Source organism: Humibacter sp. RRB41, assembly GCF_022761015.1.
In the GTDB taxonomy this organism is placed as follows: Bacteria; Actinomycetota; Actinomycetes; order Actinomycetales; family Microbacteriaceae; genus Humibacter.
The window spans coordinates 854,989-867,157 of the sequence record NZ_JAKWJQ010000001.1 but is presented as its reverse complement, the minus strand read 5'-3'; the positions used below and the strand labels follow the sequence as shown (position 1 = coordinate 867,157).

Annotated in this window: 10 protein-coding genes; 7 read left to right on the top strand and 3 right to left on the bottom strand. The window is 63.2% G+C overall.

The window, feature by feature from the left end; genetic code table 11:
* The first annotated feature begins 144 nt into the window (after nt 1-144).
* From MJ603_RS04150 to MJ603_RS04125, 6 genes are all read left to right on the top strand, one after another.
* Nucleotides 145-1,050 carry a glycosyltransferase gene (locus MJ603_RS04150; RefSeq protein ID WP_308220563.1) on the top strand — a complete coding sequence of 302 codons (906 nt, stop codon included), beginning with the start codon at nt 145-147 and terminating at the stop codon, nt 1,048-1,050.
* A 203-nt stretch (nt 1,051-1,253) separates the two neighbouring features.
* Nucleotides 1,254-2,210, top strand: coding sequence for a glycosyltransferase family 4 protein (locus MJ603_RS04145; RefSeq protein WP_308220562.1), 957 nt, complete (start codon nt 1,254-1,256; stop codon nt 2,208-2,210).
* Nucleotides 2,207-3,166, top strand: a complete 960-nt coding sequence (locus MJ603_RS04140; protein WP_243062387.1) for a glycosyltransferase family A protein — start codon at nt 2,207-2,209, stop codon at nt 3,164-3,166. Before MJ603_RS04145 ends, MJ603_RS04140 begins: the two co-directional genes overlap by 4 nt.
* A gap of 8 nt (nt 3,167-3,174) precedes the next feature.
* The gene (locus MJ603_RS04135) at nt 3,175-4,287 is read left to right on the top strand and encodes a glycosyltransferase family 2 protein (RefSeq protein ID WP_243062386.1); all 1,113 of its coding nucleotides are present in this window, start codon (nt 3,175-3,177) and stop codon (nt 4,285-4,287) included.
* Nucleotides 4,288-4,369: 82 nt separating this feature from the next.
* Nucleotides 4,370-5,425: an ABC transporter ATP-binding protein gene (locus MJ603_RS04130; protein WP_243062385.1), complete on the top strand. Its 1,056-nt coding sequence runs from the start codon at nt 4,370-4,372 to the stop codon at nt 5,423-5,425.
* Nucleotides 5,422-6,240, top strand: a complete 819-nt coding sequence (locus MJ603_RS04125; protein WP_243062384.1) for an ABC transporter permease — start codon at nt 5,422-5,424, stop codon at nt 6,238-6,240. Before MJ603_RS04130 ends, MJ603_RS04125 begins: the two co-directional genes overlap by 4 nt.
* A 26-nt stretch (nt 6,241-6,266) precedes the next feature.
* Here MJ603_RS04125 and MJ603_RS04120 read toward each other — a convergent pair whose 3' ends face one another.
* Nucleotides 6,267-7,055 (bottom strand): glycosyltransferase family 1 protein, encoded by a 789-nt coding sequence (locus tag MJ603_RS04120; RefSeq protein ID WP_243062383.1) that lies wholly within the window; start codon nt 7,053-7,055, stop codon nt 6,267-6,269.
* Nucleotides 7,056-7,488: 433 nt separating this feature from the next.
* On the opposite strand from MJ603_RS04120, the gene MJ603_RS04115 reads away from it, so the two are divergent.
* Nucleotides 7,489-8,592 carry a polysaccharide pyruvyl transferase family protein gene (locus MJ603_RS04115; RefSeq protein WP_243062382.1) on the top strand — a complete coding sequence of 368 codons (1,104 nt, stop codon included), beginning with the start codon at nt 7,489-7,491 and terminating at the stop codon, nt 8,590-8,592.
* A gap of 111 nt (nt 8,593-8,703) precedes the next feature.
* On the opposite strand, the gene MJ603_RS04110 is transcribed toward MJ603_RS04115, so the two are convergent.
* On the bottom strand, nt 8,704-9,792 hold the full coding sequence (locus MJ603_RS04110; protein ID WP_243062381.1) for a glycosyltransferase family 4 protein: 1,089 nt from the start codon (nt 9,790-9,792) through the stop codon (nt 8,704-8,706).
* Nucleotides 9,793-9,943: 151 nt separating this feature from the next.
* Nucleotides 9,944-12,163 carry a hypothetical protein gene (locus MJ603_RS04105; protein ID WP_243062380.1) on the bottom strand — a complete coding sequence of 740 codons (2,220 nt, stop codon included), beginning with the start codon at nt 12,161-12,163 and terminating at the stop codon, nt 9,944-9,946.
* Nucleotides 12,164-12,169 lie beyond the last annotated feature (6 nt).

The following is a 12,169-nucleotide window of genomic DNA, read 5'->3' as shown; positions in this document are numbered from 1 at the left end:
CGTTCAGTGGCGCCCGCCCGAACGGGCCCGATCAATGGTTGCGTTGCATAGAGCGACAGGCAGGCGTGCGCACCGCACTTTATATCACTGCATACCGTGTGCGAATATCAAGCTGGGAGTTCATGACGCAGAGAGTAGGACCGAGTGACTAATGATTCGACAACCGTTTCAGTCGTAGTCCCCGCCCGAAACGCGGCCATGACCCTGAACGCGCAACTCGAGGCACTCGCCCAGCAGAAGGTTTCCTGTGCCTGGGAAGTGCTCATCAGCGACAACGGCTCGACCGACGCCACGCGCGACGTCGCTGAACGTTGGGCGGGCCGGATTCCGCTACTGCGCGTGATCGACGCGAGTGCCCGCCGCGGTGCCTCGGCAGCCCGCAACCTTGGGGCAGCGGCCGCGAGTGGGGAGCTGCTACTGTTCTGCGACGCCGACGACGTGATCGCGCCCGGCTGGGTGAACCAAATGGCTAAAGCGCTGGATGTTTATGCCCTCGTCGGAGGCGTGCTGGAGAATCACTCGCTGCGCCGTTCTCACGGCGTCAGTGTGTCATGGAATGCGAGCGCCGAGATCCGCCTGCGCTACTGGACGCGCTACGAAGCGACACCGGGATCGAACCTCGGCATCCGCCGCACGATCTTCGACGAGCTGGGGGGCTTCGACGAGTACCTCGTCACCGGCGAGGACGTCGATCTCTGCTGGCGGGCACAACTTGCCGGGCACACGTTCGGCCGGGTCCGTGACGCGGTAGTGCTCGCACGACCAAGGATCGGCGCGCGGGCGATTTACCGCCAGGCGTACAGCTATGGTGAAGGTCACCGACAGTTGCGGCACAAGTACGCGGCGTTCATCGCCGCCGACGCCGACTACGAGGCACCTTCGTCGACGGCCCCTGCCGTCGAGCGCCGTTCAGCGTCTCGAAGACTACGCCGCCTTTTCACGGCGTCCGGCTTCGCCGACGTGACATGGCGCGTGGGCCAGACTCTTGGCGAACTCCTCAGCCGAGCCGACCGGCGTGTCACGCCCCTGACCCGCGACGTGACGATCTGATGCGCGACGTCGTACACGCCATAACCCCTGGTGACCATTTCTCTCCACGTACAGGTTCAGCGGTTCCCACAGTTGTGCACGGCCTGGCGGGTGCGGCCGCCCTGGATGTCACGAGTGCGGTACGGCAGAAGGTGCTGCTCGATCAGAGCACGTGGCATCCCCGCTACTCGACCGCCGAAGCGATCGAGTACGTCGGGGCGCCTATGCCCACCAAAATTGAGAGAGGGATGGATGCCGGACTCGCCCGCATCGGGCTGCCCCGCCGCGGAGCGGTCCGCGCGTGGCGCCCACTGGCCGAGGCCATGCGCGATCGGGAACCTGCGTTCGTACTCGCGCACAACGGGCCCACGCTCCCGCGACTTCTACGCGACCAGCCGCACACGACGGTGTTGTACGCGCACAACGACCTCCTCCGAACAGTCGGCACTGCCGAGGCGAGGCGTGGACTCGGCGCGGTCGGAGCTATCGTCTGCGTGAGCGCAGATCTCGCCGAGGTCATGGCGTCTCGGTTGCCGGCGGAGTTCATCGACCGCATCCATGTCGTGCCCAACGGTGTCGACACCAAGCAGTTCTCACCTGCCTCGCGGGTGCGCACGAACGAGCGCCTGAGAGTGATGTTCGTCGGGCGTACCCTGCCTGAAAAGGGGCCTCACGTGCTGCTGGAAGCTGCTCGACGCCTCCAACGCGACGATCTCGAAGTGCTCATCGTTGGAAGCGGCGGCTTTGCTCGTGAAGCGCCGCTCACGCCGTACGAGCGGTCGCTCCGGAGACTTGCCGCCGATATTCCCCACGCAAGATTCGAGCCATTCGTCGACCGCGAGCGCCTCCCGGGGCTCCTGAGGGAAGCCGACATCTTCGTAGCGCCGTCGCGGTGGCGGGAACCGAGTGGCCTGACAGTCGGAGAAGCACTTGCCACGGGGTTGCCCGTCATCGCTAGCCGTGTGGGCGGTATCGCCGAAGTGACCGGCGACGCAGCTGTGCTCGTCGATCCCGACAACCCCCAAGCGTTAGCGGACGCTCTCGAACATTTTGCCGACGACCCCGCGGCACGGGACCGGCACGCACGTGCGGCGCGAGAGCATGCGCTTGCGCACTCCTGGCGCGAGTCATGGGCTGCCTTGCGCGAAACGCTCGAATCGCTCGAAGATGGCGCACCATGAGCCCAGCGGTACGCACAGACGCGAGTGCGGATGCCATGCCGCTCGTGAGCGTCGTCGTCGCGACGAATCGCGTGAGTCCCTTCTTCGCCGATGCCCTCGGCTCCTTGGCAGCGCAGACGTATCCGCGGGTCGAGATCATCGTCGTCGACGATGGGTCCCCGGACCCCTCCGCGGTGGAGGCAATTGTCACCACGACCACGCCGCTCGGCCGCCTGCTTCACCGCGCGCACACCGGCGTGTCAGCGGCACGCAACGCAGGCGCCGCGGAGTCGAGTGGGGAGTTGCTCGTCTTCTTCGACGACGACGATGTGTGCCATCCCGAGCGGCTCGCCAGGCAGGCCGCCCACCTGATGTCCGAGCCCAACGCTGTGGCCTGCTATTGCGGCATGCGCACCATCGATGCCGCTGGACGGGTGCTCGTAGAGGCCGACCTGACGGCAGTGCGCGATCGACTCGACATCGCACGACGGCGGACGGGCATCCTCCCGTGCAACCTCATGATGCGTCGCACTGCCTTCGACGCGGTAGGCGGGTTCGATCCCACGCTTCGGCTTGCCGAGGATCTCGATCTCGTCTTGAACCTCTCCGAGCGCGGCGACTTCGTGTTCGTACCCGATGTGCTTTCGGACTATCGCCTGCACGACGCGAACACCACATCTCGTCATCGAGAGCTGACTCTGTCCATAGATCGCATCGTTCGCGCCCATCTCGCTCGCGCGAGGGATGCCGGCGACACGCCGCTCGTCGCCGCGCACCGCGGAAGCCTCCGCGCCAACGGTCGCTATGCCTGGTGGGGTGCCATGCGACACGCGCGGGCCGAAGCTCAAGCGAGACGCTTCGCGTCCGCGGCGTCCGACATGCTGTGGGCGCTGCGATTCGCACCCCTCGCACCGATCGACGCGATCGTCAGGCGGCTCCGTGAAACCAGAACGACACCGTCGACGGCAATGCCATGAATGTGCACGTGAAACGGGACCGCTCCGTGACCGTGCGCGTCAGTGTGGTCATCCCCACCTATAACGCGGCCGCTTCGCTTCCCGTCCAGCTCGAGGCTCTCACGCATCAGACCACGACAGAGCCCTTCGAGGTGCTCGTCTCCGACAACGGTTCGACCGATGGCCTTGCCGCGGTCATCGACGAGTGGCAGCAACGCGCGCCGTACCCGATGCGCCGCGTCGACGCCTCGGGACGCAAAGGGGTGAGCCACGCACGGAACGTCGGAGTGGCGGCATCCGAGGCGGAATTCGTGCTCGTCTGCGATGCGGACGACGCCGTGCACCCGAGCTGGATCGATGGTCACCTGAAGTCTCTCGCAAAGGCCGATGTGACCGGAGGACCGACCGAGGTCGAGACCCTGAATCCCGGACCGGAACGGTTCTGGCGTGACTTTCCGCCGATCGACGACGACTGGCAGCTGCCCAAAGAGAAGGGTTTCTTGTCCTGGGTCACCGGCGCGAACTTCGGCGCGCGCCGCTCCGTCATCGAGGCGATCGGGGGCTGGGACGAGAACCTCGACGGCCTCGGGGGCGACGATCTTGACTTCAGTTGGCGCGCCCAATTGCTGGGTTTCACAGTTGCTCCCGCGCCGTCCGCCGTCGTCAGCTATCGTCTGCGACGCGGTCTCCGGGCCACGGCGCTACAGATGTACTTGTACACAGCCTGTTTCTCCGCGCTCTGGCAGCGTTTTTCCGTAGACGGCTTGACGCCGCCCACCTTCAGGAATGCCGTAGGCGGATTTGCCTACATGGTGTGGCACTTCCCGAGGTTGCTGCGCGGTGAGGTCGCCCGCGGACGGTGGATCGTCCACGCGGCGCTTTCATACGGCGTCGTGATCGCGTTGGTCCGCTATCGCATGCAGGAACGACGGCGTGGCCTCGATCGTCGGCACCCCCTCGATGCGGGGGGCACCCAGGCTGGGAACGCGACGGACCGCTTGGTAGCATCGAACACGGTCGTGTCGGAGCCCCCACACAGCCAGACAGTACAGCGGGAGCGAAGCGACCATGCCCGACACCGCAATCTCGGTAGAGCACCTGACGAAGACTTATCGGATCGTCGACGGCGCGGCGCGGAATAATCGGATCACCGATGCCGCGATCGAACGGCTCCGGCATCCGTTGCAGCGGGCCAAGTACACGAGCTTCTCCGCCGTCGACGACGTGTCATTCGACATCCCGTGGGGAGAGGCCGTCGGCATCGTCGGGCGAAACGGAGCTGGCAAGAGCACGCTGCTCAAGCTGCTTACACGCGTTGCCGCGCCCACTCGCGGTGTGATCGATCTCGGCGGACGGGTCGGCAGCTTGCTGGAGGTCGGCACGGGATTCCATCCGGAACTCACTGGCCGCGAGAACATCTACCTGAACGGATCGCTTCTCGGTATGGGCCGCAAGGAGATCAAGCGCCGATTCGACGACATCGTGCAGTTCTCTGGCGTGGAGAGATTCCTCGACACCCAGGTGAAGCGATACTCCTCCGGCATGTATGTGCGTCTCGCCTTCTCAGTCGCGGCTCACCTCGAAACTGAGATCCTTGCCATCGATGAGGTGCTGGCCGTCGGCGACGCAGAGTTTCAAGCGAAGTCGCTGGCGATGATGCGCGACGTAGCGCGGAGCGGTCGCACCGTTCTCTATGTGAGCCACCAAGCTCAGACCGTCACCACACTCTGTACCTCGGCGATGTTCCTCGAACGTGGCCAACTCTCCTACTACGGCAGTGTCGACGGCGCGCTCGAACGCTACAGGAGCACGTTCGAGAAATTCCAGACCGAACAGCGCGATGCGGCCAATCGCCCAGGCACAGGTGCCCTGCGGTTGTCACGCGCAGCTGTCGTCGACCAGTCACAGGATCCGGCCGACGACACAGTGATCGAATTCGACGTAGAGGCGAATCCCGAGCTGATCGGCAAGTACTTCGTGTCGTGCCACGTCAACGATGTCAACGGGAATGTCGTTGTTCAGTGTGACTCCCGACTGACCGGAACGTGGTTCGACCCGAGTGAGCCGCAGCGTGGCTCCCTCCGCATTCGCTCGCTATGGTTCAGGCCGGGCCGTTATACGGTCGACCTCTTCGTATGTCAAGCCGGGATATTGGATTCATGGGAGGCGGCTGACGCATTCGACGTGCTCCCTGCATCTCCCTATCCGGAGTTCACTTCCGATGAGGCAATGCAACACGGCGTTGTGCTCGCTGACTTCGATTATGAGGTGAACGGATGACCCGCACGATCATCAGGCCGCCCGGTCGCCTTGACATGCCGCGGTGGCGGGAGCTCTGGGAAGCGAGGGAGGTTCTGTACCGATTCGGCCTCCGCGACATCGTGCTTCGCTACAGGCAGACCGCGATCGGTGTCGCCTGGGTCATACTGCAACCGCTTGCTTCGGCCGGTGTCTTCTCCGTGGTCTTTGGCCAGGTGGCCAAACTCCCTTCTGGGGGCGTTCCCTACTTCCTGTTCAGCTTCTCGGGGATGCTTGCCTGGAACGCGTTCAACAACGTGATCGGCCGTTCGTCAGGGTCTCTGGTCTCGAATCAGGCACTGGTCTCGAAAGTCTTCTTCCCTCGACTTCTGGTTCCTCTGTCCGGAGTGATTTCGGTGCTGATCGACTTCGCTGTGGCCTTTGTCATGCTGGTGGTTCTGCTATTCCTTTACGGAGTCAATCCGGGATGGCCGATTCTCATGACCCCCGTTTGGCTGCTGATCACGATCATGCTGGCATTGGGAATCGGTATCGCCGCGTCGGCCATCACCGTGAAGTACCGCGACGTCGCCTATTTCTTGCCGTGGATTCTGCAGATCCTGCTGTACGCGACACCGATCGCCTATTCACTGTCGGCGGTGCCAGGAAACCTGCGATGGCTGTTCCAGATCAACCCGCTGACGTGGTTGATGGAGATGGTTCGCTGGTCCACGGTAGGGCAGCCGCTTCCGGCGGCGTGGGAGTTTATCGCCCTCCCACTCAGCGCCATCATCGTCTTCTTCGCCGGCATCCTCGTCTTCCAGCGATATGAGCGAGGGTTCGCCGACGTCATCTAATCGGGTCTGGAGTCGGCCTAGCTAGGCTAGGCGCCGAGACTGGACCACAATTGCGCGTGGCTCAGCGCCGCTCGATCCCAGGAGTACTCGGCTGCGCGCTCGCGACCACGTCGAGCCATCGCTACCACATCAGGGTTGCCACTCAGCGCGAACTCGATTCCTTCGGAAAGCCCACTTGGCGAAGGGTCAACCAGGATCCCACAATCGCCTACGACCTCTGGCAGGGACGTAGTGTTCGACGCGACCACGGGGATGCCTGCCGCCATTCCCTCGAGTGCCGGAATGCCGAACCCTTCATAGAGCGAAGGCACCACGACCGCGGACGCACTCGCAAATACTCCAGGAAGAACATCATCCGCGACCCGTCCCAAAAAGACCACACGCGGCAGGTCAGCGAACAACTCGGTGCGTCGAGGATGCTCCGGGCCGGCCAATGCCAAAAAGGTGTCAGGGTACTGCGATTCGATTCGGCACCATGCCGCTGCCAGGCCCTCGAGGTTCTTCCGAGCGGATGCCCCTCCCGCGGTCAAAACATAAGGGCTGGCCAGGCCAAGTGTCGTGCGGAGGCCCTGCGGAAGAGGCGATGCTCCGAACATCCGCTCGTCTATGCCGTTGGGAATGACATGAGCAGTGATACCAAACCGCTGCTCGATCTCCGAGGCGCTGAACTCAGAGACCGTGACCACTGCATCGGCCCGCCGGACCTCCTCCGCCGCAGCTCTCGGCGCCGCTGTCTCATCAGGATGCGTCCACGGCGTTATGTCATGAAGTGTCAGGATGTCTCCGTAAGGCGAAGGAGGCAAACGGACCGTCATGCGATGAGTGAGCGCCCCACGAGGATAGATCAGTCGACCAACCCCGCGACGCGTGGACGCGGATGCCGAAGACACCCATCCGATCGGCAGTCTCCGATTGCCTCTCAAGGCAGAACGCGTCGACCGCACAATCGTCCGCTTCACCTCCCAGCCCGAGCTGACCTCGCTAAGAGCGCCACTGGCCCGTCGCGAAATAGCCTCCTCATATACCTGAGCACCCATGACAGTCACCGAGGCGAATGTTGCAATGTTCAGTGTGGGCATTACGGAGAATCTCCTTGGATATCCAATGCGGATGGCGCAATTCACAGCTGTACCGCATTGCGGATTCGGCGCAGCGTCTTTTCGAAGTCCCCGGGAATGAATCAAGACTTTCACCGTGGATCAGACGACGACCGCGATCCCCTAGGATAGCATCAAGAACGGAGTCGCAGTGGATCGAGTAGGCATCATCACTATTGTCGACGAGCAAAATTATGGCAATAGGTTGCAGAATTACGCACTACAGAGCGCGCTTGAAACATTGGGGATCATGCGAGTGGAAACCATCAGGAACTCTCCGCACCCGGAAAGCCCGTTTCTGCTGGCCAAACGCGGAGTCATGGCCATGGGAAAGGCGCCTCTGAGCACCGTTTCACGCAACCTGCTCCGACGGAGAGAGCGCCGCAACGCGGCCGCTACATCCATTGAGAGAGCCCCATTCTGCGGCGAATTCACTAATAGCCATATTCGCGAGTTTCCAACTCGCTACGACGAGATCGCCGACAAGCGCGAATTCGCCTCCACCTTCGATGCCTTTGTAGTCGGATCCGATCAAGTTTGGAATCCAGGATTCCGCAACGTAAATGGAATCGATTTCCTGACATTCGCAAAACCGCTCCAACGTATTGCTTACTCGGCCAGTTTTGGGGTCACGACAGTTCCGGGATATCTCCGCAGTGTCTATCGACGACGACTCCGGGCCATTCCATCGATCTCAGTCAGGGAGTCGTCGGGTGCCTCCATCATCGCCGAACTGGTCGGGCGATCGATCCCGGTCGTTCTCGACCCGACCCTTCTGGTGACGCCCGAGCTCTGGACTTCTCTCGCTGCGGTGCCGGCAGAACTTCACGGTCGCGACTTCGCCTTGAGCTTCTTCCTTGGAGGCTTCAGAGACGGGGAGCGGGAGCGGCTCGAACAGGACTATCGAAGCGCCGGACTGGAACTGGTCGACTATCACTCGACAGCTTCGTTGGCCGCCGCGTCACCGGAATTCTTCTTAGGGGCAATTCGTGCCGCGAAAGCAGTCGTGACCGACTCGTTCCATGCGGCAGCCCTCTCGTTGGCCTTGCGGACGCCTTTCAGGGTGAGGTTCCGGAACCCCGGTGATACGCGCATGGACACACTGTTCTCGCTTCTCGGCGTGCGGACTGATGGCGAGCAGCGATCGACGATCCCGGCGCCGACGTGGGACGACGTGCAGGAGCGCACCGAGCGCGAGCGCCTACGCAGCATCGATTGGCTCCGTCGGGCCCTTGAGAGGGTTTCTTCGCCGTGACCGACATAGTCCCGGACAGGTCCCGGTGTGCGTCATGCTCTGGGCATCACTGAAAGCGATCAATGCCACCTGCAACCGTGCCGGTATGAGCACTCGAGTGTCAGACCGTGGTTAGCGCACGGCATCCGGTGTCTGTGCACGAAGCCACCGATCGATCGGTTCCACGGCACGATCCCATGTGAGCTCCCTCAGGGCAAAAACTCTGGCGTCCGCTGGTACGTGCTCTTCCGTTCTTAGCTTCAACCGTTTTGCGATCCAGATCGCCCACTCCTCAGATCGAGTCGCCACGAATGCCGGGGTGTTTTCGAAGGCGTTCGAGCCGTCGGGAGTTGCGACCACTGAAGCACCGCTGGCCAACGCCTCGGCGAATTTGACAGACGCACCGACACCTTCCAACACGGGAACTGCGACGACGGTTGCCGAAGCGACGAATGCGGCCAGATCACTCACCTTGCCCACGTAGTGGGCCCCTTGCGGCCATTCCTTCACATCTTCGATCCCCGTTCCCGCGATGAAAGCGGAGGCGTCAGGAACTCTGTCTCGCACCCTGGGCCACACTTCGCGTAAGAACCATTTCAGCCCGAGGGCGTTGGGCCGCCACGACCAGGACCCGAAGAGCGCGACGATCGGTAGCGCGCGGTCGAACCCGTTATCGGGCCATTCCGTGGGGTCCACCCCGAGCGGAGCCACAAAGGCCTTATCCACCGTCCGCGGGTGCAGGTCAACGAGTCGACGCAACTCGGTTTCCGAGCATGTCGTCACGGCGCGGGCCGCACCAATCGCATGGGCCTCCTCTTCGAGGGCGGCCCGCGCTTGCACATCGCGCCCTGCGTCCAGATGCCAGTGGCTCATGACGTTGTGGACATCGAGCAGCACGGGCGCAACGATGCGCTCGGGAGGAGGCATCAGCCACCAGGACTCACAGTGGGCCACGACGACTGCATCCCAAGTCGGCTCGGCAATCAGACGCTGCAGACGGGAGTACCAGGGCTGTACAACCCTCCCCCTGACGGTGATGCGAGGCCGCCGCACGCGCGTCAACCGTCTGATCGTATGATCACTTTGAGGGGAATGCGGCACAACCACAGTGATCTGGTGGCCCCGGGCGATGAGCGCGAGGATTTGGTGATATTGCCGGCGTTGCCCTCCTTGCCCGTCGCGGTCAGGCGTCTCCGCGCTGACCCACAAGACCCGTGCCATATAGTCTCCTCGTCTCGGTCCAGGCTACCCGCGGGCCGAGGTATGCATAGCGCGGTGGCAGGACCACAATCGAGACGCCGTCAAGGGGATCCGGGCTCATCCGGTATCACCGGGATACTCGCCGACCGCGGATAGTGGTGGATGTGCCCGGCTACGCGAGTAACTGCCACGCGGCGAGATGGACCGACTGTTCGTCACCCTCTGGATGTTTGCTCCCTGGGGCGGTCGAGCCGAGCTGATCGGGCTGCCCTCCGAAGCTTGCCTTCGTGATGGTCAGCACGACCGTGCCTGCCGGAATGTCAACCTGCTCAAGCCACGCAAACGGCCCCGTCCAATAGGTCGTGTAGAGACACGGGTCTGAGCTGTTGGCCGATGATGGCGAGGGAATCGGCAGCGTTCGCGCTGAGTCGCAGTCGTATGAGTAGACGGTCTTGCCGTCCACCGCGATCTCGAACGCAACGAGCGAGCAGCCGACCGTCTGCCACGCCGGGCCACCCGTGAAGAGGGCGAAGCCCCGAGCTGGCTTCGAGATCTCCACCTCGAACCTCGCAGGCAACGTCGTGGTCGTGTATGGCTGGACCGGCACCGGCACCGTGCCGCCCTGCAGGTTTGCGCCGAACGTTCCGGAGGTCAGCACGCCCACGTGCCCGCCCACCCTATTGGAGTTCGTGACGACCTTCTTTCCCCGCGCCACATCGGTGGCAGAAGACCACCAGGAAGGCGCGACCGTGACGGAGCTATTCGGCGGAAGGAATACGTAGGTGAGCAGATCATCGAGCCGGATGGTGACCTGACCGCTCGCAACCGGAACCGCAGAAGGCACACCCATGCCGTCCCAAACCGTGACGGAGTCCGATGCCGACACCACGAGATCAATGGCGGAGCGCTCCATACCGTTGGTCGCGAGCATGACCACGTCGTGCTCGGCGCCCCGATAGTGCAGCCCGGCAAACAGGCTGTCGCCGACGCCACCCTTTGGACCGAACCGCAGCGCGGCGGGAGGATCCTGCGGAGTGCAAGTTGTGCCGTACAACGCCTCCGACATGACGTGGAGGGCGTATGCGCCCGCACGCAGGTTGCCCGTCGAGTTTCCGAGCTGCCCGTCCACCATGAAGGTGGTGAGCCCTGAGCCATGGGCATCGAAGACCCGGAAATCGTAGGCGTGCTCTTTCGGCCATCCGAACGACTCGAAGACCATTCGAAGCACGGTCCGCTGCCTGGCGTCGCGTCGCGGCTGGAGCACTCCATAGAGACCGCCGTTGATGCCCGTCTCGGTCAGCCACAAATCAAGGTCAGAGTGGCCTGACTTGGTGAACTCAGCTTTCATCGCCTGGAACAACTGCCGCAGGGCAACGATGTTGGAGAGATTCTGGTGTGAATTCTCCAGGTGATCGGTGAAGGCGTCGACTGGGCAGGCCGCCAGGAAGCGCGCCGCATCATTCAGCGACGTCGAAGACATGACGCCCGCAGAGTCGAATCCCATCACGTGCGCACTCGGGTCCGCGGCGCGAATGGATCTCCGACAGTCCTTCCAGTACGAGATCAACTCGGGCGTCGTCCATCCGCCGTTCTCCGGTTCGTTGGTCGGGCACTCGAAGTAGGCGCCCGGGTGCCCGGCGGCCACGAGCGTCACACCAAGGTCCGACCAATCCTGAGCGGTCGGAGATGGATTCGGCGCTTGAGCCTGAGGCGCGGGCGCAAACCACATCGGCCGTGGACGCGCTGCGTCTTGAACGCCTGTGAAGTAGGGGTCGGTTTCCAGCCGCGAGACGACATCAGAGGCGTGCCCTGGCTGAAAAGAATAGAGATCGCGATCGGGGGCCATTGCAAGCCAGGCGCCAAGTTCCGGCGGTCCGTTCGGCACATGAAGCTTCGTCGGCGAACAGATGACGATGTTCCCGGTGACGACCCCTCGAGCCCCATCGTTCGTCACCACGGTGTAATGGCCAGGCACGGCGGTGGAGCCTCCGCGCCACACACCGTCGGTGCACACCGTGAGGGACGTGTCGTTCGCGGACATCCTGCCGCCCCCTACGGAGACTCCGCGCGCATCAAGCACTTGCCAGTTCTCTGCGCCGATCGGGAGGTCCAGCTTGAACACATTGAACGCGTTGCTGGAGCCGGACAGTTTAATCGTGGGGCTGCCGTAGTAGATACCGCAGAACTCGGATGCCTGCAGCATCCGCCTTGGCTCGGACGCCTTGCCAACGGGGATCGCCGATGACCCGGAGGATGGCTCGGACGTTGCAGGACCCGTGCCATGGATGACCCTCGTCGCCACTACGGCGCCTGCTCCGACGAGGAACACGCCCCCTGCGCCCACGAGCACCTGTCTGCGCGTGATCTTTCGACGCCGATCATCGTCTGTCATCGGACA